Annotated in this window: 25 protein-coding genes; 23 read left to right on the top strand and 2 right to left on the bottom strand. The window is 65.4% G+C overall.

Annotated features, from left to right (window positions below):
* Position 1: 1 nt before the first annotated feature.
* The gene (locus tag LDO86_RS12500) at positions 2 to 493 is read right to left on the bottom strand and encodes an FMN-binding protein (RefSeq protein ID WP_051081309.1); all 492 of its coding nucleotides are present in this window, start codon (positions 491 to 493) and stop codon (positions 2 to 4) included.
* Positions 494 to 703: 210 nt separating this feature from the next.
* Between LDO86_RS12500 and argS the strand changes: the two genes are divergently transcribed.
* The 10 genes from argS to LDO86_RS12450 all read left to right on the top strand — a co-directional run bounded on the left by argS (position 704) and on the right by LDO86_RS12450 (position 13,380).
* Positions 704 to 2,353 carry an arginine--tRNA ligase gene (gene argS, locus LDO86_RS12495; protein ID WP_018768420.1) on the top strand — a complete coding sequence of 550 codons (1,650 nt, stop codon included), beginning with the start codon at positions 704 to 706 and terminating at the stop codon, positions 2,351 to 2,353.
* 4 nt (positions 2,354 to 2,357) lie between these two features.
* Entirely contained in the window at positions 2,358 to 3,830 is a 1,473-nt protein-coding gene (lysA, locus tag LDO86_RS12490; protein ID WP_018768419.1) for a diaminopimelate decarboxylase, read from the top strand.
* The gene (locus LDO86_RS12485) at positions 3,831 to 5,147 is read left to right on the top strand and encodes a homoserine dehydrogenase (protein ID WP_018768418.1); all 1,317 of its coding nucleotides are present in this window, start codon (positions 3,831 to 3,833) and stop codon (positions 5,145 to 5,147) included. It begins immediately after the preceding gene.
* A complete protein-coding gene (thrC, locus tag LDO86_RS12480; RefSeq protein WP_018768417.1) occupies positions 5,148 to 6,254 on the top strand; it encodes a threonine synthase in 1,107 nt (368 codons plus the stop codon).
* A gap of 2 nt (positions 6,255 to 6,256) precedes the next feature.
* Positions 6,257 to 7,231: a homoserine kinase gene (gene thrB, locus LDO86_RS12475; RefSeq protein WP_018768416.1), complete on the top strand. Its 975-nt coding sequence runs from the start codon at positions 6,257 to 6,259 to the stop codon at positions 7,229 to 7,231.
* A 293-nt stretch (positions 7,232 to 7,524) separates the two neighbouring features.
* Positions 7,525 to 9,708, top strand: coding sequence for a transcription termination factor Rho (rho, locus tag LDO86_RS12470; protein ID WP_018768415.1), 2,184 nt, complete (start codon positions 7,525 to 7,527; stop codon positions 9,706 to 9,708).
* A 106-nt stretch (positions 9,709 to 9,814) separates the two neighbouring features.
* Positions 9,815 to 10,888 (top strand): peptide chain release factor 1, encoded by a 1,074-nt coding sequence (gene prfA, locus LDO86_RS12465; protein WP_018768414.1) that lies wholly within the window; start codon positions 9,815 to 9,817, stop codon positions 10,886 to 10,888.
* 37 nt (positions 10,889 to 10,925) lie between these two features.
* Positions 10,926 to 11,813 carry a peptide chain release factor N(5)-glutamine methyltransferase gene (prmC, locus tag LDO86_RS12460; protein ID WP_018768413.1) on the top strand — a complete coding sequence of 296 codons (888 nt, stop codon included), beginning with the start codon at positions 10,926 to 10,928 and terminating at the stop codon, positions 11,811 to 11,813.
* On the top strand, positions 11,810 to 12,622 hold the full coding sequence (locus LDO86_RS12455) for an L-threonylcarbamoyladenylate synthase (protein WP_018768412.1): 813 nt from the start codon (positions 11,810 to 11,812) through the stop codon (positions 12,620 to 12,622). The genes prmC and LDO86_RS12455 overlap by 4 nt, the downstream gene beginning before the upstream one ends.
* On the top strand, positions 12,622 to 13,380 hold the full coding sequence (locus LDO86_RS12450; RefSeq protein WP_018768411.1) for a WecB/TagA/CpsF family glycosyltransferase: 759 nt from the start codon (positions 12,622 to 12,624) through the stop codon (positions 13,378 to 13,380). Before LDO86_RS12455 ends, LDO86_RS12450 begins: the two co-directional genes overlap by 1 nt.
* A 42-nt stretch (positions 13,381 to 13,422) precedes the next feature.
* Here the strand turns inward: LDO86_RS12450 and LDO86_RS12445 are convergent, their stop codons facing one another.
* Positions 13,423 to 14,319 (bottom strand): glycosyltransferase, encoded by an 897-nt coding sequence (locus tag LDO86_RS12445; protein ID WP_018768410.1) that lies wholly within the window; start codon positions 14,317 to 14,319, stop codon positions 13,423 to 13,425.
* A 275-nt stretch (positions 14,320 to 14,594) separates the two neighbouring features.
* On the opposite strand from LDO86_RS12445, the gene LDO86_RS12440 reads away from it, so the two are divergent.
* The 13 genes from LDO86_RS12440 (at position 14,595) to LDO86_RS12380 (ending at position 25,553) form a co-directional block, all read left to right on the top strand.
* Positions 14,595 to 15,707 carry an MraY family glycosyltransferase gene (locus tag LDO86_RS12440; RefSeq protein WP_018768409.1) on the top strand — a complete coding sequence of 371 codons (1,113 nt, stop codon included), beginning with the start codon at positions 14,595 to 14,597 and terminating at the stop codon, positions 15,705 to 15,707.
* A 111-nt stretch (positions 15,708 to 15,818) separates the two neighbouring features.
* Positions 15,819 to 16,301, top strand: coding sequence for a hypothetical protein (locus tag LDO86_RS12435; protein ID WP_018768408.1), 483 nt, complete (start codon positions 15,819 to 15,821; stop codon positions 16,299 to 16,301).
* Positions 16,294 to 16,632 carry an AtpZ/AtpI family protein gene (locus LDO86_RS12430; protein WP_018768407.1) on the top strand — a complete coding sequence of 113 codons (339 nt, stop codon included), beginning with the start codon at positions 16,294 to 16,296 and terminating at the stop codon, positions 16,630 to 16,632. The genes LDO86_RS12435 and LDO86_RS12430 overlap by 8 nt, the downstream gene beginning before the upstream one ends.
* 81 nt (positions 16,633 to 16,713) lie before the next feature.
* The gene (atpB, locus tag LDO86_RS12425) at positions 16,714 to 17,514 is read left to right on the top strand and encodes a F0F1 ATP synthase subunit A (protein WP_026265641.1); all 801 of its coding nucleotides are present in this window, start codon (positions 16,714 to 16,716) and stop codon (positions 17,512 to 17,514) included.
* A 109-nt stretch (positions 17,515 to 17,623) separates the two neighbouring features.
* Positions 17,624 to 17,842: an ATP synthase F0 subunit C gene (gene atpE / locus LDO86_RS12420; protein WP_003804776.1), complete on the top strand. Its 219-nt coding sequence runs from the start codon at positions 17,624 to 17,626 to the stop codon at positions 17,840 to 17,842.
* A 54-nt stretch (positions 17,843 to 17,896) separates the two neighbouring features.
* Positions 17,897 to 18,448 (top strand): F0F1 ATP synthase subunit B, encoded by a 552-nt coding sequence (locus LDO86_RS12415; RefSeq protein ID WP_018768405.1) that lies wholly within the window; start codon positions 17,897 to 17,899, stop codon positions 18,446 to 18,448.
* Positions 18,448 to 19,275, top strand: coding sequence for a F0F1 ATP synthase subunit delta (locus LDO86_RS12410; protein ID WP_018768404.1), 828 nt, complete (start codon positions 18,448 to 18,450; stop codon positions 19,273 to 19,275). Before LDO86_RS12415 ends, LDO86_RS12410 begins: the two co-directional genes overlap by 1 nt.
* Positions 19,276 to 19,352: 77 nt before the next feature.
* Complete coding sequence (gene atpA / locus LDO86_RS12405; protein ID WP_018768403.1) at positions 19,353 to 20,990, top strand: F0F1 ATP synthase subunit alpha; 1,638 nt, start codon at positions 19,353 to 19,355, stop codon at positions 20,988 to 20,990.
* A 72-nt stretch (positions 20,991 to 21,062) separates the two neighbouring features.
* The gene (locus LDO86_RS12400; RefSeq protein WP_018768402.1) at positions 21,063 to 21,953 is read left to right on the top strand and encodes a F0F1 ATP synthase subunit gamma; all 891 of its coding nucleotides are present in this window, start codon (positions 21,063 to 21,065) and stop codon (positions 21,951 to 21,953) included.
* Positions 21,954 to 22,036: 83 nt separating this feature from the next.
* A complete protein-coding gene (gene atpD, locus LDO86_RS12395) occupies positions 22,037 to 23,491 on the top strand; it encodes a F0F1 ATP synthase subunit beta (RefSeq protein ID WP_018768401.1) in 1,455 nt (484 codons plus the stop codon).
* A gap of 1 nt (position 23,492) precedes the next feature.
* Positions 23,493 to 23,777 carry a F0F1 ATP synthase subunit epsilon gene (locus tag LDO86_RS12390; RefSeq protein WP_018760117.1) on the top strand — a complete coding sequence of 95 codons (285 nt, stop codon included), beginning with the start codon at positions 23,493 to 23,495 and terminating at the stop codon, positions 23,775 to 23,777.
* 10 nt (positions 23,778 to 23,787) lie between these two features.
* Complete coding sequence (locus LDO86_RS12385) at positions 23,788 to 24,219, top strand: DUF2550 domain-containing protein (RefSeq protein ID WP_018768399.1); 432 nt, start codon at positions 23,788 to 23,790, stop codon at positions 24,217 to 24,219.
* A 5-nt stretch (positions 24,220 to 24,224) separates the two neighbouring features.
* Positions 24,225 to 25,553, top strand: a complete 1,329-nt coding sequence (locus LDO86_RS12380; protein ID WP_026265640.1) for an alpha/beta hydrolase-fold protein — start codon at positions 24,225 to 24,227, stop codon at positions 25,551 to 25,553.
* Positions 25,554 to 25,574: the final 21 nt, after the last annotated feature.

Genomic DNA, 25,574 nt, shown 5'->3' with positions numbered 1-25,574 from the left:
CCTACTGCGCCTCCGCCTTGATCTTGTCCACGGCCTGGTTGAAGCCTCCGCTGGTCAGGGAGGAGCCTGCAACCTTGGAAACGTTCAGTTCATCGATGTTCCTGCCCACCACCTGGGCAGCGATGCCACCGGCGAACTGGCCCTGGAACTTGCGGGTGTTCGGATTGGACGGGTGCTGGGTGATCTGCACGTCCGTGACCTTTCCCGCCGCGAGCGTCAGCTGAACGCCCACCGTTTCCGTGCCGTTGGGTGACACGTAGTTCCCGTCCGCGCTGTAGGTGCCGTCTCTGTAATTGCCGCCGCTGCCGGCCAGGGCGGAAGAACCCGCAGAAGGAGTGGACGGGCTTCCCGCAGCGCCCGGGGTGCTGTCCGCCGTGGATGGTGCACAGCCGGCCACGGTTCCTGCGAGGGACAGGCCTGCAAGGCCGGCGAAGATACCCTTGCGGAGCGCGGCGCTGGATATGGCGGGGCTTTGAGGGGTGGAGGGTCTCATGAAGGCTCTCGTTTCACTGTTGGGGCTGTACCGGTCTCTTTGCGCAATGCCGTCTTTGCGCAATCCCGTGCGGCAGTGGTTACGGTCTAGTCAACGCCGGATGGGCCGGAATGGTTCACCGCGGAGCCGGGCCCACCCGTCCATGGAGCCGGAAGGGCGGCCCAGGCCGCCAAATTCTTTGCTGTCACTGGCCCCCGGTAGTCTAGAGGGGTGACTCCCGAAGAACTTTCCCTCGCCATATCCGCCTGCCTCAAAGACGCCGTCGCCGCCGGTGATATTGACCTTGCGGCGTCAGCCATTCCGGCTGAGGTGCGCGTGGAGCGGCCCAAGAACCGGGACCACGGCGACTGGGCCACCAACATTGCCCTCCAACTCGCCAAGCAGGCGGGTACCAACCCGCGCGAATTCGCCACCCTCCTCAGCAGCCGGTTGAAGACCATCGACGGCGTCTCCGCCGTCGACATCGCCGGCCCTGGCTTCCTGAACATCACGGTGGACGCCGCGGCCGCCGGCGCCCTGGCAAAGGTCATTGTCGAGGCCGGCGGGGACTACGGCACCAACACGGCGCTCGCCGGGCACACCGTCAACATGGAGTTCGTGTCCGCAAACCCCACCGGGCCGCTGCACATCGGGCACACCCGCTGGGCCGCCCTGGGCGATTCCATCGCCCGCGTGCTGCGGGCGTCCGGGGCCGACGTCACGGCCGAGTACTACATCAATGACGCCGGCTCGCAGATGAACACCTTCGCCACCTCCGTCTACAACCGGCTGCACGGCCTTCCCGTGCCGGACGGCGGCTACCCGGGACAGTACATCGCGGACCTGGGCCACGAAGTGCTCACTGCCCACCCGGACATCCGCGAGCTCACTGAAGTGGCGGCCCTGCCGGTCATCCGCGCCGCCGCCTATGAAGCGCAGATGAAGGACATCAAGGCCACCCTGGCGGACTTCGGCGTCGAGTTCGACGTCTTCTTCTCCGAACAGGAACTGCACGACGCCGGCGCCATTGAAAGTGCCGTGGCCCGCCTTCGCGAACAGGGCCACGTGTTCGACGACGGCGGGGCGGTCTGGCTGCGGACCACGGACTTTGGCGACGACAAGGACCGCGTGATGGTCCGGGCGAACGGCGAGCCCACCTACTTTGCCGCTGACGCCGCCTACTACCTGTCCAAAAAGGACCGCGGCTTCACCGAGAAGATCTACCTCCTGGGCGCCGACCACCACGGCTACATCAACCGGCTCAAGGCCATTGCCGCCGCTGCCGGTGACGACCCCGAGGTCAACATCGAGGTCCTGATCGGCCAGCTGGTGTCCGTCAACGGTGCCAAGCTGTCCAAGCGCGCCGGCAACATCATCGAACTCAAGGACCTGATCGAGTGGCTGGGCAAGGACGCCGTCCGCTACTCGCTGGCCCGGTTCCCCGCCGATTCACCGCTGACCCTTGACCCGGACCTGTTGAAGAAGCACAGCAACGAGAACCCGGTGTTCTACGTGCAGTACGCCCATGCCCGCTCGCGCGGCGCCGCACGCAATGCCGTGGCTGCGGGCGTGGACCGTTCCGCGTTCGACGCCTCGCTGCTGGACCACGCCACGGAAAACGAGCTGCTGTCCTACCTGGGCAGCTACCCGTCCATCGTGGCCAAGGCAGCAGAGCTGCGCGAACCGCACCGCGTGGCACGGCACCTTGAGGCCATCGCCGGGGCCTACCACCGCTGGTACGACGCCTGCCGCATTGCCCCCATGGGCGACGAACCCGTGACCGACCTCAACCGCACCCGTCTGTGGCTCAACGACGCCACCAGCCAGGTGCTGGCGAACGGACTCGACCTGCTGGGCGTTTCGGCGCCGGAACGGATGTGACCCGGTGACGCACACAGCAGCCCAGGCTTCTCCGCTTGCCCCGGAGTGGCTCACGGTTCCGGACGACCTCAATGCCCTCCACGAACCGATGTGGGCCCGCGACGTGGCACGCAACGGGGACGGCGAACTCAGCATTGACGGCATCCCCGTCAGCGAGCTTCAGCGGCAGTACGGCACCCCGCTTTTCGTGATGAGCGAGAACGACTTCCGTGCCCGGGCCAGGGCATTCAGCGACGCCTTTAACGATGCCTTTGCCGATATTTGCGGGGGAGTGGACGTCTACTACGCCGGAAAGTCGTTCCTCTGCACCGCGGTGGTCCGCTGGGTGGAAGAGGAAGGGCTGCGCCTGGACACCGCCTCGGGCGGCGAACTCGCCGTGGCCCACCGGGCCGGAATTCCCGGCGCGGACGTCGCGCTGCACGGCAACAACAAGTCCGACGGCGAAATCCACCGGGCCCTGGACATGGGACTGGGCCGGATCGTGGTGGACAGCCTGGCCGAACTCCACAGGGTGGGCACCATCGCCGAGGCCCGCGGTGAACAGGCCAAGGTCATGCTTCGGCTGACTCCCGGCGTGCACGCCCACACCCACGAGTTCATCGCCACTGCCCACGAGGACCAGAAGTTCGGCCTCTCCATGGCAGCCGACACCACTGACGAGGCCGGGATCTCGGCCGCCGAGGAAGCAGTGGCGGCGGCCACAGCCCATCCCGGCATCGAACTGCTGGGCCTGCACTGCCACATTGGGTCGCAGATCTTCGAACCGGACGGTTTCGCGCTGGCCGCCGAGAAGCTCCTTCGCTTCCTGGCCGCCATGCAGGAAAAATACTCCATCACCCTGCCGGAACTGGACCTCGGGGGCGGATACGGGATTGCCTACACCCCGGTGGACACCCCGCGCCCCGCCGCTGAAATCGCCACGGCGATGGCCGCCGTCGTGCGTTCCACCTGCGCCGAGCTGGGCATTGACGCGCCCCGCATCTCCATCGAGCCCGGGCGCGCCATCGTGGGCAGCACCACGTTCACCCTTTACGAGGTGGGCACCGTGAAGACGGTCCGCGTGGATGCCCCTGCGGCTTCCGCGGACGGTGACGCGGGCAACAACGTTACGTATCCCCGCCGGTATGTTTCGGTTGACGGTGGCATGAGCGATAACGCCCGGCCAGTGCTGTACGACGCGGATTATTCGGCCGTTCTGGCCTCGCGGACGTCCGGCGCGGCGCCGCAGCTGTCCCGCGTGGTGGGCAAACATTGCGAGAGCGGCGACATAGTTGTTAGAGATGTATATCTGCCCGAGGACGTGGCAGCCGGTGATCTGCTTGCTGTACCGGGAACCGGCGCCTACTGCTGGGCCCTCTCGAGCAACTACAACTATCTGGCCCGGCCGGGCGTTGTCGCGGTGCGCGACGGATCTTCCCGGCTGATTGTCCGCGGGGAAACCGAAGAAGACCTGCTGAACCGCGACATGGGAGCCTGAATGACGGAAATGCGAACGCTGAAAGTAGCCCTGCTGGGCTGTGGCAACGTTGGGGCCCAGGTTGCGCGGATCCTCCTTGAGGACGCCGATGCCCTTGCCGCCCGGACAGGTGCCCGCCTGCAGCTCAGCGGCATCGCCGTGCGCAACGTCAACGCCCCGCGCGACGTTGACCTGCCGCAGGAGCTCTTCACCACCGACGCCGACACCCTGGTCAAGGACGCCGACCTGGTCATCGAACTGATGGGCGGCATCGAACCGGCCCGCACCCTGATCCTCTCCGCCCTGCGCAACGGCGCGTGCGTCGTGACGGGCAACAAGGCGCTCCTGGCCCAGGACGGCCCCACCCTCTACGAAGAGGCTGACAAGGCCCACGTCCAGCTCTCCTACGAAGCTGCCGTGGCCGGTGCCATTCCCATCCTCCGCCCCATCCGCGACAGCCTCTCGGGCGACCGGATCACCCGGGTGCTGGGCATCGTCAACGGCACCACCAACTTCATCCTTGACCAGATGGATTCCACCGGTGCCCAGTTCGCGGACGCCCTCGCCGAGGCCCAGCGCCTTGGCTACGCGGAAGCCGACCCCACGGCCGACGTCGAAGGCCACGACGCCGCCGCCAAGGCCGCCATCCTGGCCTCGCTCTCCTTCCACACCCGCTTCGCCCTGGAGAACGTCCACTGCGAGGGAATCACCAACGTCAGCGCTGCCGACATCGCCGCGGCGAAGGACGCCGGCTTCGTGATCAAGCTGCTGGCCATCGCGGAGAAGCTGACCGACGCCAATGGTGAGGAAGGCGTGTCCGTCCGTGTCCACCCCACCCTCCTGCCGCGCGAACATCCGCTGGCCGCGGTCCGCGGTGCCTTCAACGCCGTGTTCATCGAAGCGGAAAACGCCGGCGAGCTGATGTTCTACGGCCAGGGCGCCGGGGGAACCCCCACGGCGTCTGCCGTTATGGGCGATCTCGTGTCGGCCGCCCGCCGGCTGGTCCTGGGCGGACCCCAGCGCACGGAAACCACCACCGGCCACGTCCCGGCGCTGCCCATCGAAGCGGCCACCACCAGCTACTACATCGGCCTGGATGTTGCAGACCAGCCCGGTGTGCTTGCCCGGATCGCCCAGCTGTTCGCCGAGCACGGCGTCTCCATCGAAATCATGCGGCAGACCATCCACCGGGATGCGGAATCCAACGTGGAGTCGGCCGAACTGCGGATTGTCACCCACCGCGCATCAGAGGCTGCCCTTGCAGCCACCGTCCAGGCCGTAAAGGGCCTGGACGTCATCAATTCAGTTACATCCGTTCTGCGGGTAGAAGGAGTCTAAGTGGCTCACCAATGGCGCGGCGTCATCCGCGAATACGCTGACCGTCTGCCCGTGACGGAGTCCACCCGGGTGATCACCCTGGGGGAGGGCGGCACCCCGCTGGTCCACGCGCAGAAGCTCTCAGAACTCACCGGTTCCGAGGTCTACCTGAAAGTGGAGGGGATGAACCCCACCGGGTCCTTCAAGGACCGGGGCATGACCATGGCCATGACCGCGGCGGTAGCCTCCGGTGCGAAGGCCGTTGTGTGTGCGTCCACCGGCAACACGTCCGCTTCAGCCGCTGCCTACGCAACCGCCGCCGGCCTGAAGTGCGCCGTCCTGGTGCCCGAGGGCAAGATCTCCATGGGCAAGCTGAGCCAGGCGATCGCCCATGGCGCCACCCTCCTGCAGGTGGATGGCAACTTCGACAACTGCCTGGACATCGCCCGCAAGCTGGGGGAGTCGTACCCCGTCTTCCTGGTCAACTCCGTCAACCCTGCCCGCATCCAGGGCCAGAAGACCGGCGCCTTCGAAGTGGTCGATGCCCTGGGCGACGCACCGGACATCCACGTCCTGCCCGTGGGCAATGCCGGCAACATCACGGCATACTGGAAGGGCTACAAGGAGTATTCAGCCCCCTTCGAATCCGACACGGCCGGCACCCTGCCCGCCGTCGCCACCAGGACGCCCGCCATGTGGGGCTTCCAGGCAGCCGGGGCAGCACCGTTCGTGGCGGGCCACCCGATCACCGAGCCGGACACCATCGCCACGGCCATCCGCATCGGAAACCCCGCTTCCTGGGACGGGGCCGTAGGGGCACGTGACGAATCCGGTGGACTCATCGATGCCGTCACCGACGAGGAAATCCTGAACGCCCACCGCTGGCTGTCGGCCAGGGAAGGCGTGTTCGTGGAGCCCGGCTCCGCTGCCGGCGTGGCGGGCCTGCTCAAGAAGCACGCCGCCGGCGAGGTTCCCAGCGGCAAGACCATCGTCATCACCGTCACCGGGCACGGCCTGAAGGACCCCCAGTGGGCCCTGCGCACGGAAGACGGCAGCGAAGTCCAGCCCGTCAAGGTACCGAATGACGTGGTTACTGTCGCCGCTGAGCTGGGACTGGAAGAAAAATAGCCTTGGACACCACCTCGCAGGCCACTGTCGGACTGCACCTGATCGAGCCCGGGCAGCGCGTCAGCGTCCGGGTGCCCGCCACCAGCGCCAACCTCGGTCCGGGCTACGACAGCCTGGGGCTCGCTCTGGCCCTGCATGACACCCTCACCGTGGAAAGCCTCGACACGGATGAACTCGTGTTTGAGCTCCGCGGCGAGGGCGCGGACACTTTGCCGCGGGATGCCAGCCACCTGGTGGTCCGCGCCATGGACGCGGCCTTCGAGCGGCTGGGCTACCGGCACGGCGGACTGCGGGTGGTTGCGGACAACGTCAACCCGCACGGCCGGGGGCTGGGCTCATCCGCGTCAGCGGTGGTGGCCGCAGTTTCGGCTGCAAATGCCATGGTGCCGGCCGGGGACCAGCGCGGAAAGGATTGGATCCTCCAGCTCACCAGTGAACTGGAGGGCCATCCGGACAACGTGGCACCCGCCATCTTCGGCGGCCTGGCGCTGTCATGGCAGGACAGTGAGCAGTACAGCAGCACCAGTGCCACGGTGGCCACGTCCGTCATCCCCATCGTGGCGGTACCTGACTACGAACTCTCCACCGAGGCAGCCCGCGCCCTGTTGCCGGCATCTGTGGGACACCACGCTGCCGCCATGAACTCCGGCCGGGCGGCGCTGCTGATCCACGCGCTGACGCAGAACCCCGAATTCCTGCTGCCGGGCACCGAGGACTACCTGCACCAGAGCTACCGCGCGGACGCCATGCGGCCCAGTGCCGCGTTGATCGGCGCACTCCGCAAAGCGGGCTACGCGGCCGTGGTTTCCGGTGCCGGGCCCACCGTCCTGGTGCTGGCAAACGGTGAAGACCAGGCAGGCAAGGCCCTCGCCTTCATCAAGGCCTACACGGCGGAGAACACGCCGGACATCGGCTGGCGCGTCCTGAAGCTCGCAGTGGACGTTGAAGGTGCTAAGGTTGAACTGCACCGGCGGTAATTCCGCCTATCTGATCTGCTCCTGCATTCAGTTGCTATTTGATCTACGACTGTGAATGTATTCCGGTGCCGCCTGCTTGGTCTGTCGCAGGAATCTGCAGCATTCAACTGCCCCTGAACCGTCAGTCCGGCGCTGCGCCATGGGCGCAGTGCAAGGTGAATCAGTATCCGGCCCTGCTGGCCGAAATCCAACCGGCAAGGCCGAAATCCCGGCTGCAGATCTGAACTGCAGCCCAGATCAAATCATCGCGCCCAGCTCCCAGTCTGGACGCCGTCGAGGGGGAAGGATCCTTCGTGACCGAAACCACTGAGCTGTCGCCAGCTGTGGAACACTCAACTTCTGCTGCCGAATCACCGGCCGCAACCGCCAAGAGCAGCGGCCTTGCCGGCCTGAAGCTCGCCCAGCTGCAGGCTCTCGCCAGCCAGCTCGGTATCTCGGGTGGATCCCGCATGCGCAAGGGGGACCTGGTCTCGGCCATTTCCGCCCACCGTGCCGGAACACTCACTGCCAAGGCCCCCGCAAAGGCTGCGGCAAAGGCTACGGAATCCGCCGTGGCCCCGGCCGCAGCTGCACCGGCTTCCGCTCCGGAGGCCCCGGCCGCCGAAGCTCCCGCCGCGGAAGGCACCCGTGCCCGTGGACGCGGCCGCAGCCGCCGCGCCGTCAGTGACGGCGTGGTTTCCCCGGCAACCGAAGCTCCCCTTGTGGAAACCCCCGCCGCACCTGCCGGCGCCACCGTCGAGGCGCCGTCGGCCGCCCCTGCGGAAACTGCGGAGGCCACTGAAGGCGCCCCTGAGCGCCGCCAGCCGCGCACCCGCAACCGCCGCCGCAGCGAAGCCGCTGCCGCCGTCCAGGAAGCCCCGGCCGAGACCCCGGCAGAACAGCCCGCCACGGAACAGCGTTCAACCGAGCAGCGTTCAACGGAGCAGCGTTCAACCGAGCAGCGCACCGAAGCCCCCGCAACCGAAGCAGGCGACGCCGGCCAGCGCACCGAACGCCGTGAAGGCGGCCGCACCCGCGGCCGTGACAACACCTCCCGCGACTCGGACGGCGGCCGTGACAACAGCGGCAGCCGCGACGCCGGCCAGCGTGAAGGTGCCCAGCGTGAAGGTGCCCGGGACAACCGCGACAACGATGACAGCGACGGCGGAAGCCGCCGCAACCGCCGTAACCGCCGCGACCGGAACGACCGCAACGACCGCTCCGGTGGCCAGGACCGGGACAACTCCCGCAACGACCGCTTCCGCGACCGCAACGACCGCCGCCGTGGCCGCAACCAGGGCCCGGACGTGGACGACGTCGAAATCACCGAAGACGACGTGCTGCTGCCCGTCGCCGGCATCCTGGACGTCCTGGAGAACTACGCGTTTATCCGCACCTCCGGCTACCTGCCGGGCCCGAACGACGTCTACGTCTCCCTCGCCCAGGTCAAGAAGTACAACCTGCGCAAGGGCGACGCCGTGGTCGGCGCCATCCGTGCACCGCGTGACGGCGAGGACCGCAGCCAGCAGTCCGCCCGCCAGAAGTTCAACGCCCTTGTCCGCGTCACTTCCGTCAATGGCAAGACGCCTGAGGAACTCAAGGACCGCGTCGAATTCGCCAAGCTCGTCCCGCTGTACCCCTCCGAGCGCCTGCGCCTCGAGACGGACCCCAAGAAGATCGGCCCCCGCGTCATTGACCTGGTGGCCCCGATCGGCAAGGGTCAGCGCGGCCTGATTGTTTCGCCGCCCAAGGCCGGCAAGACGCTCATCCTGCAGTCCATCGCCAACGCCATCACCACCAACAACCCTGAGGTCCACCTCATGATGGTGCTGGTGGACGAACGTCCCGAAGAAGTCACGGACATGCAGCGCACCGTCAAGGGTGAGGTCATCGCCTCCACCTTCGACCGTCCCGCCGACGACCACACCACTGTGGCCGAACTCTCCATCGAACGCGCCAAGCGCCTCGTGGAGATGGGCATGGACGTGGTGGTCCTCCTGGACTCCATGACCCGCCTGGGCCGCGCCTACAACCTGGCAGCACCGGCCTCCGGCCGCATCCTGTCCGGTGGTGTGGACTCCGCAGCCCTCTACCCGCCCAAGCGCTTCTTCGGTGCCGCCCGCAACATCGAAAACGGCGGCTCGCTGACCATCCTGGCCACCGCCCTCGTGGAGACCGGATCCAAGATGGACGAGGTCATCTTCGAAGAGTTCAAGGGCACCGGCAACATGGAGCTCCGCCTGTCCCGCCAGCTGGCCGACAAGCGCATCTTCCCCGCCGTGGACGTCAACGCGTCCGGCACCCGCCGCGAGGAAAACCTGCTTTCCCCCGAGGAAGTCAAGATCATGTGGAAGCTGCGCCGCGTCCTCTCCGGACTCGAGACCCAGCAGAGCCTTGAACTGCTCACCAACAAGATCCGGGAAACCCAGAGCAACGTCGAGTTCCTCATGCAGGTCCAGAAGACGACGCTTGGTGCGAAGTCGGATAACGACAAGTAGCTGAGTCAGGGGCGGGGCCGTCGCATAATCTGCGGGCCCCGCCCTTTGGCGTGTCCTACCAGCCACCCGGCGAAACTAGACTTGTACAAGTCGAAAGAGGTTTTAAATGTTTGAGTCCGTACAGGGCCTGCTTGATGAGCATGATGCCATCCAGGCGCAGCTGGGGGATCCTGCTGTCTATGCTGACCAGCGGCTTGCCCGGAAACTGGGGCGGCGGTCGGCTCAGCTCAATGGCATTGTCGAGGCCTACCACAAGTGGGAAGGCATCCGTGATGACCTTGCCGCCGCCAAGGAGATGGCGTCCGAGGACCCCGAGTTCGCCGCCGAGGTGCCTGAACTCGAAGCCGCGATGGAGACTGCCGCGGCCAAGCTGCGCCGCCTGCTGATTCCCCGGGATCCTGACGATGCGCGCAACGTGATCCTTGAGGTCAAGGGCGGTGAGGGCGGCGACGAGGCCGCGCTGTTCGCCGGCGACCTGCTGCGCATGTACACCCGGTACGCCGAGTCGCGCGGCTGGAAGACCGAAATCATCTCCGCCACCGAATCGGACCTCGGCGGGTACAAGGACGTCCAGGTGGCGGTCAAGGGCAACTCCAACGACCCCGCCGAGGGCGTGTACGCACGGCTGAAGTTCGAAGGCGGCGTGCACCGCGTCCAGCGCGTGCCCGTCACCGAATCCCAGGGCCGCATCCACACCTCCGCTGCCGGCGTGCTGGTCCTGCCCGAGGTTGACGAGCCCGAAGAACTCGAGATCAGCCCCAACGACCTCAAGATCGACGTCTACCGTTCCTCGGGCCCCGGCGGGCAGTCCGTCAACACCACCGACTCCGCCGTCCGCATCACGCACCTTCCCACCGGCATTGTGGTGGCCATGCAGAACGAGAAATCACAGCTGCAGAACCGCGAGGCCGGCATGCGCGTCCTGCGGGCACGCATCCTGGCGCACCAGCAGGAGCAGATCGACGCCGAGAACTCGGCCCAGCGGAAGTCGCAGATCCGCACCATGGACCGTTCGGAGCGCATCCGCACCTACAACTACCCGGAAAACCGGATCGCGGACCACCGCACCGGCTACAAGGCCTACAACCTTGACCAGGTCATGAACGGGGACCTGGAGCCGGTCATCCAGTCCGCCATCGAGATGGACGAGCAGGCGCGGCTGGACGCCATCGGCGACTAGTCCGCCCGGCGCACCATCAGGACACGAAATACAGGACATGACATTCGGGCCAGGCCAGTCGCTCGCTGATGCCGTCAGCGAGGCCACCGCCATCCTGCGGGACGCCGGCGTTCCCAGCCCGCGCGTGGACGCGGAGCTGCTTGCGGACCACCTGCTGAACGTAGGGCTCGGCCGGCTTCGCGCCATGATGCTCGGCGATGCGCCGGCACCGGAAGGCTACGAAGCCCTCGTGGCCGAACGCGCCGGCAGGACTCCGCTGCAGCACATCACCGGCGTCGCCCACTTCCGCTACCTTGAACTGGCCGTGGGGCCCGGGGTGTTCATCCCGAGGCCGGAGACCGAATCCGTCGTCCAGCTGGCCATCGACCACGTCAAGGACATGCAATGGCCCCGGATCGTGGACCTGGGGACCGGTTCCGGCGCCATTGCCGGATCCATTGCGAACGAGGTACCGGGCGCCGAGGTCCACGCCGTCGAATTCAGCGCGTTTGCGCACGCCTGGGCGGCCAAAAACCTGGCACCGTTGGGCGTCAACCTGGTCCTGGGGGACCTGCGCGACGCCTTTCCGGAACTCAACGGGACAGTCGACGTCGTGGTTTCCAACCCGCCCTACATCCCCGCCGAGGCCATCCCCAACGAACCGGAAGTGGCCCTGCACGACCCGCCCGAGGCGTTGTACGGCGGGGGAGCCGACGGCATGGAACTTCCGACGGCGGCGGCCGCCTCCGCTGCCCGGCTGCTGCGTCCCGGCGGCTACTTCGTCATGGAACACGCGGAAGTCCAGTCCGGCTGGATAGCCGCCATGCTTGCCAGGACCGGATCCTGGACAGCCATCACGACGCACCTGGACCTCAACGGCAAGGAGCGCGCCACAAGTGCCGTGCTCGCGGACCAGGCCATACGGAATGAAAGAATGGGCCAGTGACCACTACTTATGACTGCACCATTGACGACGAACGGGCACGCGGCCTGGAACATGCCCAGCGCGCCATCAGCGAAAAGAAGTGCGTCGTGCTGCCCACGGACACCGTCTACGGCATCGGCGCAGACGCGTTCTCGCCGCAGGCCGTCACCATGCTGCTGGTGTCCAAGGGGCGCAGCCGCACCATGCCCCCGCCTGTCCTGATTCCCCGCATCAACGCCCTGGACGGCCTGGCCACCGAGGTTTCGGCCGAAGCCCGCAAGCTGGCAGAAGCCTTCTGGCCCGGCGGCCTGACCCTGATCCTGCACGCCCAGCCGTCCCTTGACTGGGACCTGGGCGAAACCAAGGGAACGGTGGCGCTCCGGATGCCCGCCGACGAGGTCGCCCTGGAACTGCTGACCCTGACGGGCCCGCTGGCCGTTTCCTCTGCCAACCGCACCGGCCAGGCCCCTGCGCAGACTGCCGCAGCGGCGCGGGAACAGCTGGCGGACTCGGTGGAGGTTTACCTGGAGGGCGGCCCGCGCCCACTGGAAGGCGAAGCCGGCGTGCCGTCAACCATCGTGGATGCCACCGGCCCCATCCTGCGCGTGGTGCGCAACGGGGCAGTGAGCCTGGACCGGTTGCGCGAGCACGTCCCGGGCGTCCTGGGCCTGGGTGAAATCCCTATGGCGGAGAAGGAAGCGGCACCGGCGCAGCCCGCGGCAGGGGAGGACGGGAACGACGCCGGGTCCGCGCCTGCTGCGTCCGGCTCCTCCGCGGTCACGGGTACAGCAGCGGAACCCGCCACGCCGGCCGGAGACCCGCAGCCTTGATGACGCTGGAGCGCCAGCGCATTCCCGTCCTGGACGTCCATGCCACTCCGCTGCGGGTGCCTGAACTGGTTGCGGAACTGAGCAGCTACGTGGCGGAAGGTTCCACGCGCACCGTCCTGGGCCACAACCTGCACAGCGTCACGCTGGCCTTGTCCGACGCCGGGTTCCGCCGCCTCTACGAGGAAAGCGATGTGGTGCTCCTGGACGGGGCGCCGGTGCTGTGGCTCTGGGGGAGGACCGGCAACGCCGACGGTCCGGTCATGGACTACCGGCTGGGCTCCACCGACTGGCTGCCGGCCCTGAACCAGGTCCGGGGGCTGGAACGGATCGCCGTGATCGGGGCCGGTCCGGACGCGAACGCCGGAGCTGTCAGCCGGCTGAAGGCGATCGTTCCGGGCGCCCGCGTGTCCGGCCTGCCCGGCGAAGGCTGGGGTCCTGCCCTGGAGGAAGCCGCCGTCGCATGGCTGCACCGTGAACAGCCCCAGATGGTCCTGCTTGGCCTGGGAATGCCGCTGCAGGAGGACGTGCTGCAGCGGCGGCTGCGCGACATGCCCCCGGCCGTCTACTGTGCCGTGGGCGGCGCCATCGAGCAGTTGGCCGGGGTCCAGAAGCTGGCGCCGCGGTGGCTTGGCAGGATGGGGCTGGAGTGGGCCTGGCGCCTGCTCCTGCATCCCCGCCGCGTGGCGTACCGGGTCCTGGGCGAGCCGTGGGTGCTGCTGTGGCTCCTGGCCGCGCGCCGGCTGCGGACCAGGGCCTGAACCGGCCGCGGCTGGTCTGAAACCGGGAGAGGGGCGCGCTGGCTAGAACTTCTGGTCCTCCAGGGGGCCAAAGCCCTTGCCCCGCAGACCCGTGCCAAAGGCGCGCGCCCAGGCCACAAAGCCCGGCAGGTCGCGGCGCTGCAGGAAGTAGCCCAGGTACCCGCCGGCGTCGGCCACAAAAGAGCGCACCCGGAAGTACCGGCGGATGAGGTAACCGCGGTTCCGGTAGTAGTAATAGCGCTTGAAGGCGGAGTCGGGGACGATGACATGCCAGCGGGCGCCGTAGACATGCTGCGTTTCCGTGAAGGCGTGCGGATGCGTGATGGCCGTGGTGGTGACCGTCCCAAAACGTATGCCGGCCTTGCGGAGCCGGATGGTGAAATCGACCTCGTCGCCGCGGATGAACAGCCGCATATCCGGCAAGCCCACTTTGAAGAACACGTCCGAGCGGATCAGCGCGCCGTTGAAGAAGTGGCCGTCGTCCGGAAGGAAACCGAGCTTCTCCACCTCTGCCCGGTCGTGCGTCACCTTGCCGTCCAGGCGGAAGAAAAAGGACAGCCGGTCGGGATGGCCCGGCGCCGTGACAAGGGGAACCACAGCCTCCAGGTCGCGCGCCTCGGCCTCGCGCAGCAGCGTGGCGAGGCATTCGGGATCAGCCGGCTCGGCGTCGTCGTCCATCATCCAAATCCAGCGGGCACCGCTGGCGACTGCCTTGAGGGCGGCCAGCGCAAACCCGCCCGCGCCACCGAGGTTGGCTTCGGACCGGACGTAGTCCACATTGCGGTGCTTTTCGGCCACCTCCCGTGCAGGCGTGGTGCCACTGTCCACCAGGCAAATGGTGTCCACGCGCAGGCTCTGCGCGTTGATCGAATCCAGCAGCACAGACAGTTCCTTGGGCCGGTCGAACGTCACGGCGGCAACCGCAATGCGGGGGGTCATGGAGGTCCTTTCAGCATGGCCGCCAGGGAGTTCCCCGCCTGATATGCGCCCGTGTGGCGCGGAGCCATGGTGCCGGTGGCACTAGTATCTTTGACTAGAGTCCACTGTAATACAGCCCTGTACGGCACCGAACACTGCCTGCTGCGCGCTCGGCGACGGAGAAGTTTCATTTATCGAAGAACAGATTCCCGGCCAGTGAGCCCACCGACCACGGACCGGCTGCCAGGGCAGCCGAGCGGCTTCGACACCACCAATCCTGAAACGGCTCCAGTCCCATGATCATGTACATGCTCATGGGGCTGGTGGCTGCCATTGTGTCCTACGCTGCCACGTGGGGCGCCCGCATCGTGGGGCACCGGCTTGAACTGCACCTGCCCATCCGCAGCCGTGACATGCATTCCACCCCCGTTTCCAGGCTTGGCGGCGTGGCGATCTTTCTCGGTGTCATGGTGGCACTGGTCCTCGCCAGCCAGTCCTTCTTCGTCAAGGACATCTACCGGAACAATTTCTCCCCCTGGGGGGTCCTCGCCGGTGCAGCGGTGATCGTCCTGGTGGGCGTGGCGGACGACCTGCTGGACATCCGTTGGTGGGTGAAGCTGATCGGTCAAAGCGCCGCCGGACTCACCGTGGCCATCTGGGGTGTCCAAATGACCATCGTCCCGTGGGTGCCCGACCCCATCTACCTCCAGGACGGGACACTCCGCGTGGTGCTGACGGCGGGACTCATCGTCACCACCATGAATGCCTTCAACTTCATTGACGGACTGGACGGCCTTGCTGCAGGCGTGGCCATCATCGGCGGAACGGCGTTCTTCTTCACCGCCTACTGGGTGCACCGGAACGCTGTGCTGCTGGACTACTCGGACCTGGCAACCCTCATTACGGCCGTCCTGGTAGGCGGGTGCCTGGGGTTCCTGCCACACAATTTCTTTCCGTCGAAGATCTTCATGGGCGATTCCGGCGCCATGCTGATCGGGCTGCTCATGGCCTCGGCCGGCGTCGTGTCCACAGGACAGATCTCCTCAGGCCTGTATGACCGTGCCAACGGTATTTCCACCGTGATTCCCATCCTGCTTCCCTTCGCCGTGCTCTTCCTTCCGCTGCTGGACCTGGGCCTCGCAGTGGTCCGCCGCACGGCCCGCGGGCGTTCGCCCTGGTCCGCCGACCGCGGGCATCTGCACCACAAACTGCTGGACATCGGCTACTCCCACCGCACCGCCGTGATCCTGATGTATCTCTGGACCGCCGTGCTGTCTTTCGGCGGCCTGGCCTTTGCCGTTTTCCCCTGGCAGGTCGTTCTCGCCGTCGACATCTTCGCCACCCTGGTGATGGGACTGGTGACCGCATGGCCATACCTTTCCCGCGGCAACGGGGAAACTGCGGCGTAATGCCGGTTCTGAATTATTTCTATCTCATGTAGAATTTAGGGGCAGCCCAAGCTGCCACTCCACCCCCTGCCTCCTGGCCATTTGCCATGTGGTGCCGACGATTGGGATCGAATGACCTCCAACGCCGAGTCCGGACCTGCCTCCGGCAACGGACACGTTGGCGCCTCCGGTCCCACCCGCTCGCTGTGGCTGAACCTGCTTAAGCGCAGCTCGATCGCCGCCGGTGCAGGGCTCGCCCTGTGTGCCATTCCCGCCGGACTCCTCAATGGAGCAAGCGGCGCGGTCTCCAGCGTGCTGGGTGGCCTGCTGGTCATGCTGTTCTTCGGCATCAGCCTGCTGATCGGCCACTTCGTGGGACGCGGGAACCCGTCCGGCGCGATAGGGATGTTCGTAGCCACCTATTTCATCAAGGTAGTTGGCTTCGCCGTCGTCCTGTTCGTCATCGGCGCCCCTGAATGGCTCCACGGCCGCTGGTTCATCATCGGCGCCGTGGTGGCGGTCGTCCTGTGGCAGGCCGCTGAGATCCACGGATTCAGCAGGGCCCGCCTCCAGATCTACAACGATCCAGATGACAAGGGAGCAACCCATGCGTGACCAGAAGAAGCCCGCGGCTGCCGCACATGGCAAACGCGGATCCAACGGCTCCGCAGCAACCGATTCCGACGCCTCCACCGATGGCGGCTACAACGCTGGAATGGCTGTATTCAGCTACATCATTGGCGGAATCATCGTCTGGAGTTTGATAGGGTGGGGACTGGATTATCTGTGGGGAACGCGCTGGATTGTGCTCGCAGGCGCTCTGCTCGGAGCCGTCGGAGGTTTCTACCTTTCCCACATGCACGGCCTCACCAGTTCCCGAAAAATTGCTGATGAGCGCCATGCTCCCAGCGCACCGTCCCAGGACGGAAAAGATAGTGCCAAATAATTTCACAGGGGGAACAGCAGGCTGTCAGGCTGCCGGACCCCGCCCAACGCCCAATGATGGACACTGCAGAGAGGAAACGCGTTGATCGCGCTTGCGCTCCCGGCCCAAGATTCAGGAGAGTTCACTCCTCCTGGTATTAACGAAATGCATTTGCCGGCAATCCTGCCGTGGGGTGCCGCAGAAGGATTCTCCAAGCAGATGCTGCTGGTCCTCCTCTCTGTCGTCTTTATCGCAGTCTTCTTCGTGCTCGCCGCACGCAAGCAGCAGCTGGTACCCGGCAAGCTCCAGTTCGCCGGAGAGGCCGCCTACGGCTTTGTCCGCAACGGCATTGCCAAGGACATCATCGGCGGCAGGGACTTCATGAAGTACGTCCCCCTGCTGTTCAGCCTGTTCTTCTTCATCCTGGTCAACAACATCTACGGCGCCATCCCGGTGTTCCAGCTCCCCACGTTCTCGCACGTGGGTGGAGCGTACGTGCTGGCCGGCCTGGTCTATGTCACCTGGATCGCCATCGGCGTGAAGAAGAACGGCCTGCGCTACTTCAAGCTGGCCACCGTCCCCTCGGGCGTGCCGTGGTACATCCTGCCGATCGTCATCCCGATCGAAATCATCTCCAACTTCGTTGTCCGGCCCGTCACGCACAGCCTCCGTCTGTTCGCGACCATGCTGGCCGGCCACCTGATCGTGATGATCGCCGGTTCCGGCATCGAATACCTCATCATGCAGGAGAACGTGCTGCTGAAGGGAACGTCCGTCCTGGTGCTGGCAGGTGCCATCGCCATGTACATGCTCGAAGCCCTGATCATGGTCCTGCAGGCCTACGTCTTCACGCTGCTGACCGCGATCTACATCGAAGGCGCCCTCCACGCCGACAGCCACTAGGCACCCTGCCGGGAGCGACGCTCCGCCGGCCCACCACAGTCTTCCCCTCGCGGGGATGAAGCAACCCAAACAACCTGCCACACAAAGTGGCATCTTGAAAGGAAAAAAAATGGAAGGCTCCATCAACGGCTCCCTCAACCTCATCGGCTATGGCCTCTCGGCTATCGGCGGTGGTATCGGTGTGGGTCTCGTGTTCGCTGCCTACATCAACGGCGTTGCACGTCAGCCGGAAGCCCAGCGCGTCCTGCAGCCGATCGCATTCCTTGGCCTGGCGCTGACCGAAGCACTCGCCATCCTGGGCCTGGTCTTCGCTTTCGTTCTCAAGTAAACCTTCAGAACTTCAGCGAACATTCAGAACCGAGTAGATAAGGACGGGTGAAATATGCATCAGCTGATCATCTCAGCCGCCGCTGAAGGCGACGTCAACCCACTTATTCCCAATGCCTGGGAAATGCTGGTTGTCTTCGTGGGCTTTGCCATCCTCTTCTTCATCGTGGTCAAGTTTGTTGTCCCGATGTTCGAGAAGACCTTCGCAGAGCGTGCCGAGGCCATCGAAGGCGGTATCGCCAAGGCTGAAAAGGCCCAGGCTGAGGCGTCTGCTGCACTCGAAGAGTACAAGCAGCAGCTGACCGACGCCCGCACCGAAGCCAACCGCATCCGTGAGGAAGCCCGCGCCGAAGGTGCCCAGATCCTCGCGGATCTCAAGGAGAAGGCGGCAGCAGAGTCTGCCCGCATCACCGCGCAGGCCCACGCGCAGATCGAATCCGAGCGCCAGGCGGCCGTTGTGTCCCTGCGCTCTGAGGTAGGCACCCTGGCCACCACCCTGGCAGGCCGCATCGTGGGCGAATCGCTCAACGATGATGAGCGTGCAGCGCGGGTTGTGGACCGCTTCCTGGCAGATCTGGAGTCCCAGAACGCAGGTGCAGCTAAGTAATGGCAGGCGTATCGAGCGAATCGCTGGCAACAGCGCTGGCAGAGTTGGAAGCAAAGCTTCCCACCGCGTCGCTGCAGCTGGCAAAGGAACTCTTCGGAATTCTGGGAATGGTGGACAGCTCGGCTGGCTTGCGCCGCGCCCTGACTGACCCGTCCCGCAACGGTGACGAAAAGTCGGCGCTGGTCAAGCAGCTGGTTGGCGGGAAAGTCTCCGCTGATGCTGCAGACATTGCAGGCGGACTGGCCAGCTCACGCTGGGCAAACGCCCGTGATATCGGCGATGCACTCGAGACTCTTGCCGCAACGGTGGTCATTTCCGTTGCTGAAAACAAGTCGGCCGTTTCTGCCTCCGGAATCACTGGCCTGGAAGAGCTGGAGAACGACCTGTTCTCCTTCAACCAGGCTGTTGCCTCCAGCCACGAGGTACAACGTGCTCTGTCCGAACCACAGGCCAGCGGTGCAGCCAAGGTTGTACTTGCGGAGAAGCTTGTGCCCGGCGCCAGTGAGGAAGCGAAAGTCCTCATTGCCCAGGCTGTAACCCAGCCCCGCGGCATCAAGCCCACCCGGCTGGTGCAGCGGTTCGCCGAGCTTGCGGCCAAGCGGCAGCAGCGCTGGATTGCAACGGTCAGCGTGACCCGTCCTTTGACGCAGACGCAGCTTGCCCGCCTGCAGGCTGGCCTGAATGCCATGTACGGGCGGGAACTGAAGGTCAACCTCAATGTTGACCCGGCACTCATTGGCGGCATCCGCGTCCAGGTTGGTGACGAAGTGCTTGACGCTTCGGTCCTCACCAAGCTGGGCGAGCTGCAGCGCCAGCTGGCCGGCTAGCCGGACAAGCACAACCTAACTGATAGAAACCCCGGTCATCGCAAGGTGATCACAAAACAGGAGAGCAGGGACTGCAGATGGCCGAATTGACCATCAACGCCGACGACGTCCGTAATGCGCTGAACGAGTTCGCGGCGTCCTACGAACCCGGGAACGCAGAGCGCGTAGAGGTCGGCCGCGTAACCACCGCTAGTGACGGCATCGCCCGTGTTGAGGGTCTTCCCTCGGTCATGGCGAACGAGCTGCTGCGCTTTGAGGACGGCACCCTGGGCCTCGCCCAGAACCTCGACGTCCGCGAAATCGGCGTCATCATCCTCGGCGACTTCACCGGCATCGAAGAAGGCCAGGAAGTCCACCGCACCGGGCAGGTTCTGTCCGTGCCCGTGGGCGACGCCTTCCTCGGCCGCGTTGTTGACCCGCTGGGCGTACCCATCGACGACCTCGGCGAGATCAAGGCTGAGACCACCCGCGCACTGGAGCTTCAGGCTCCCGGCGTGACCCAGCGCAAGTCGGTGCACGAGCCGATGCAGACCGGGCTCAAGGCCATCGACGCCATGATCCCGATCGGCCGCGGCCAGCGCCAGCTCATCATTGGTGACCGCCAGACCGGCAAGTCCGCCATTGCGATCGACACCATCATCAACCAGAAGGCCAACTGGGCTTCGGGCGATGTGACCAAGCAGGTCCGCTGCATCTACGTCGCCATCGGGCAGAAGGCGTCCACCATCGCCGCCATCCGCCAGACCCTCGAGGACAACGGCGCGCTGGAGTACACCACCATCGTGGCTTCTCCCGCTTCCGACCCCGCAGGCTTCAAGTACCTGGCACCGTACGCCGGCTCGGCCATTGGCCAGCACTGGATGTACGGCGGCAAGCACGTCCTGATCGTGTTCGATGACCTGTCCAAGCAGGCCGAAGCCTACCGCGCCGTGTCGTTGCTGCTGCGCCGCCCGCCGGGACGCGAAGCCTACCCGGGCGACGTCTTCTACCTGCACTCCCGCCTGCTGGAACGTTGTGCCAAGCTCTCCGACGAGCTCGGTGCCGGTTCCATGACGGGCCTGCCGTTGATCGAGACCAAGGCGAACGACGTGTCCGCCTACATCCCGACCAACGTCATCTCCATCACGGACGGCCAGATCTTCCTGCAGTCCGACCTCTTCAACGCCAACCAGCGCCCCGCTGTTGACGTGGGTGTCTCGGTGTCCCGCGTTGGTGGTGCCGCCCAGGTGAAGTCCATGAAGAAGGTCTCCGGTACGTTGAAGCTGGACCTGGCCCAGTACCGCGACATGCAGGCGTTCGCGATGTTCGCATCCGACCTCGACGCCGCATCCCGCCAGCAGCTGACCCGCGGTGCCCGCCTGATGGAACTGCTGAAGCAGGGCCAGTACTCGCCGTTCCCGGTCGAGGACCAGGTTGTGTCCATCTGGGCCGGCACCAACGGCTACCTGGACGACGTTCCGGTCGAGGACATCAGCCGCTTTGAGTCCGAGTTCCTGGAGCACCTGCGCCACAAGTCCTCGATCCTGACCACGCTGGCCCAGACCAACGTGCTGGACGATGACACCGTTGCAGCCTTGAAGTCCTCGATCGTCGACTTCAAGAAGGGCTTCTTCGGCGAGGGCGACAACCTGCTGGTCGGTGCCGGGCATGAGGAGCACGCCCCCATCGACGAGGCCCAGGTTGACCAGGAAAAAATCGTCAGGCAGAAGCGCTAGTTCCACTGACCGGGTGAACCGGGCCCGCGGGTCCGGTTCACCCGGTGCATGGAACGCTAGGAAAGGATAAGTATGGGAGCCCAGATCCGGGTCTACCGCCAGAAGATCAGCTCGACCACGTCGATGCGCAAGATCTTCAAGGCGATGGAACTGATCGCTACCTCGCGCATCGGCAAGGCCCGTGCGCGCGTAGCAGCTTCACTGCCTTACGCGAACGCGATTACGCGCGCCGTTTCTGCTGTCGCCAGCCAGAGCGAGATCGACCACCCGCTGACCACTGAGCCGGAGCAGATCCGCCGTGCCGCCGTCCTGGTAATCACCTCGGACCGCGGCCTGGCCGGTTCCTACTCGGCCAGTGTCCTGAAGCAGGCGGAAGGTCTCATCGAGCTTCTTCACGAAGAAGGCAAGGAAGTCAAGACCTACGTCCTCGGACGCAAGGCCCAGGCGTACTTCGATTTCCGGAACCGCGAGTACGCGCGGGTCTGGACCGGTGGAACAGACGCGCCCGAGTTCGCGACGGCACGTGAGATCGGCGAAGCGCTGCTGTCGGAATTCGCAACCGACTTCGAAGAGGGCGGCGTGGAGGAAATCCACGTTGTGTACACCCGCTTCAAGTCCATGGTCACCCAGGAGCCGACGGTCATCCGCCTGCTCCCGCTTGAAGTCGTGGAAGAGCAGGCCGCATCCGAGTCGGACCTTCTGCCGCTGTACGAGTTCGAGCCGGAAGCCGAGCGGGTTCTTGACGCCCTGCTGCCGCGCTACATCGAATCCCGTATCTTCGCAGCCATGTTGCAGGCAGCAGCTTCCGAGCTCGCCGCCCGCCAGCGGGCGATGAAGTCCGCAGGCGACAACGCAACGGACCTGATCAAGAAGTACACGCGTCTGCGCAACACGGCCCGCCAGGCCGAAATTACGCAGGAACTCTCCGAGATTGTTGCCGGTGCCGACGCTCTTGCGTCCTAGCCTCCACCACCTCGGTTCCCGCGGAACCTGCACCACCACAGATACACTTAACCCCACGCCATCTACTGAATGAAGTGAGAGAGATGACTGCCACTGCTACCGAACACGTAGCCGCAACGTCCGGTGCAACCGGCCGTATTGCGCGCGTAATCGGCCCGGTTGTCGACGTCGAATTCCCGGCTGACGCAATCCCGTCCATTTACCACGCACTGACCACCGAGATCACCCTCAACGGTGTCACCAAGACCATCACGTTCGAGACCTCCCAGCACCTGGGTGACAACCTCGTCCGCGCCATCTCCCTCCAGGCCACCGATGGACTCGTCCGCGGCACGTCCGTGGTGGACACCGGCGCCCCGATCTCCGTTCCCGTCGGTGACGGCGTCAAGGGACACATCTTCAACGTGCTGGGCCAGCCCCTGGACGTTGCCGAGTCGGAACTGGAGATCACCGAGCGCTGGCCAATCCACCGCAAGGCCCCCAGCTTCGCCTCCCTCGAAGGTTCCACCGAGATGCTGGAAACCGGCATCAAGGTCATCGACCTCCTCACCCCGTACATCAAGGGTGGAAAGATCGGCCTCTTCGGCGGCGCCGGCGTGGGCAAGACCGTGCTGATCCAGGAAATGATCACCCGTGTTGCCCGCAACTTCGGCGGTACCTCGGTCTTCGCCGGTGTTGGCGAGCGTACCCGTGAGGGCAACGACCTCTGGGTTGAAATGGAAGAGGCAGGGGTCCTCAAGGACACTGCCCTTGTATTCGGCCAGATGGACGAGCCGCCGGGAACGCGTCTGCGTGTGGCCCTGTCCGCGCTGACCATGGCGGAGTACTTCCGCGATGTGCAGAATCAGGACGTGCTGCTCTTCATCGACAACATCTTCCGCTTCACCCAGGCCGGCTCCGAGGTATCGACCCTGCTGGGCCGCATGCCTTCCGCCGTGGGCTACCAGCCCAACCTGGCGGATGAGATGGGCCTCCTTCAGGAGCGCATCACCTCCACGAAGGGCCACTCCATCACCTCGATGCAGGCCATCTACGTCCCCGCAGATGACTACACCGACCCGGCTCCGGCCACGACCTTCGCACACCTCGACGCGACCACGGAACTTTCCCGTGAAATCGCCTCCCGTGGTCTGTACCCGGCCGTTGACCCGCTGACGTCCACTTCCCGCATCCTGGATCCCCAGTACATCGGCAAGGACCACTACAACACGGCAGTCCGCGTGAAGCAGATCCTGCAGAAGAACAAGGAACTCCAGGACATCATCGCCATCCTCGGTGTCGATGAACTCTCCGAAGAGGACAAGATCGTCGTGTCCCGTGCACGCCGCATCCAGCAGTTCCTCTCGCAGAACACCTACACCGCCAAGCAGTTCACCGGCGTTGAGGGCTCCACGGTTTCCATCAAGGACACCGTTGAAGGCTTCTCGGCCATCTGCGACGGCGAGCTGGACCACGTCGCGGAGCAGGCGTTCTTCAACGTCGGCGGCCTCGACGACGTGGAGCGCCAGTGGGCCAAGATCCAGGAACAGACCAAGTAATATGGCTGAGCTTGAGGTTGAGATTGTCGCAGCGGACCACTTCGTGTGGTCCGGAGCGGCCAAGATGGTCAAGGCCCGCACCAGCGATGGTGAAATCGGAATCCTGCCCGGCCACTCGCCCCTGCTGGCGATCCTGGCCGAGGGTGAACTGGCCATCCAGCCGGTGTCCGGGGACCGTATTGCGGTAGACGTCGACGGCGGGTTCTTCTCGGTCGACAACAACCGCGTGGTTATCGTTGCTGACAACGCCCAGCTGGGCGGCTCGGCTACCGCTGGGATCCGCTAGCACGACCTTGATGGACGCACCGGGTATTCCGTTCATCGCACTGGCAATCGCCTTCGGATTGCTGATCATTGCACTGTGCCTTTCGGGGGTGCGCCGCTTCAACCTGCGGCGTGCCCTCGGCACGGTGGACGCCTCCATTTGCGTTGCTGGAAACAGCTGGCAGATGGGGGTTTGTCGTTATCAGGACAACGACCTTGAATGGTTCAGGCTCATCTCCTTGAGCGTGCGTCCCAAATACACATTCAAGCGCAGTTCGCTGGAGCTGCTGGGCCGCCGGAAACCCACGGAGGCGGAAGCCGTCAAGGTCCAACCGGACGTTGTGATCGTTGAGCTCCGGTATGAGGGGCAGGACCTGCACCTTGCCATGAAGTTCGACGCATATACGGGTCTTTCATCCTGGCTTGAGGCAGGTCCGGTGATAGGCGTGGGGACCTGGCGCTAGCCGACGTGGATTGGCTTTCAGACATCCGGCTCACGGACGGTCCACTGTATGGGACCGTCCTGGTATTGGGAATGGGCGGCGCCGCCTATCTCCTGGTGCCACCCTGGCGCGCCTCCATGACGCCGGGGCACCGCGCCCGGGCGTGGGCGGTCCGCATCGTCACCGCCGCGGCAGCCGCCTTTGCGCTGGTGGGTACGGTGCACTGGGCGCTCATCAACATCTTCTCCACCTTCCCCGAGGACCTGCCGGACCCCGTCCTGCTGTGGATTGTGCCCGGTGTTGCGGCTCTTCTCCTGGGCCTGCTCCGGCTGCCCCGGAGCAGCTGGGCCGGACGCGGGGGAGGGATCCTCGCCGCACTGCTGGTGGTGCTGCTCTCGGCGATCCAAGTCAACGCGTACTTTGGCCTCAACAGGACCGTGAGCGATCTGCTGGGTACGGCCCTGGCCCGGATACCGGCCCTTGAACAGGACCTTATGCGCCGTCCGGGCGCGTCCGACGGCGTACCCCTCCTGGGGTGGAAGCCGGAAGGGGAGCTGCCGGACGGGGGCGTCCTGCGGAAGTCCGCGATCCCTGGAACGCAGTCCGGGATGAACACGCGTGAGGCCTACATCTACCTTCCGCCGGCCTACTTTGCGGCGAACCGGCCCGCATTGCCGGTACTGGTTCTGGTGGCCGGACAGCCGGGCGGGCCGGCGGACTGGCTCACCGGCGGCGCAATCCGCGGTCACATGGATTCCTTTGCCGCGGCACACGGCGGAGTGTCCCCGGTGGTGGTCATTCCGGATCCCAACGGGTCGCAGTCCGCCAACACCATGTGCATGGACAGCCGCATTGCCAACGCGGACACCTATCTCTCGCAGGATGTACCTCAGTGGATCAGTTCCACCCTGGCGGTGGATACCAACCACAGCCACTGGGCTGTGGGTGGCTTCTCCTTCGGCGGCACGTGTGCCGTGCAGATGGGAACCCGGCATCCCGACGTCTACGCCGACGTGCTCGCCTTCTCCAGCGAGGCCGAACCTGCCATTGCCAAGGAGCGGCAGAAGACCATAGACGCAGCATTTCCCGGAAACCCAGATGAATTCACCAAGCAGACTCCACTGGAGATCATGAAACACCAACGGTTTGAGTCCAGCGGCATGTACCTTACTGCAGGCCAGAACGATCCCGAGTTCGTGGGGAACCTCCACACGCTGGCGGCTGCGGCAGAGGCCGCCGGCTTCACCGTGCAGGCACACGAGGTGGAGCACACGGGCCACTCCTGGGATACGTCCTCCAAGCGGTTCGCGGATGCGCTGCAGTTCCTTGGCACCCAGTGGGGGCTGCAGTGGTGAGCACCAGGAAACCGGAACGCA

It is taken from the genome of Arthrobacter sp. StoSoilB19 (genome assembly GCF_019977275.1).
In the GTDB taxonomy this organism is placed as follows: domain Bacteria; phylum Actinomycetota; class Actinomycetes; order Actinomycetales; family Micrococcaceae; genus Arthrobacter.
The sequence above is the reverse complement of the archived record's forward strand: the minus strand, read 5'-3'. Positions and strand labels throughout refer to the sequence as shown.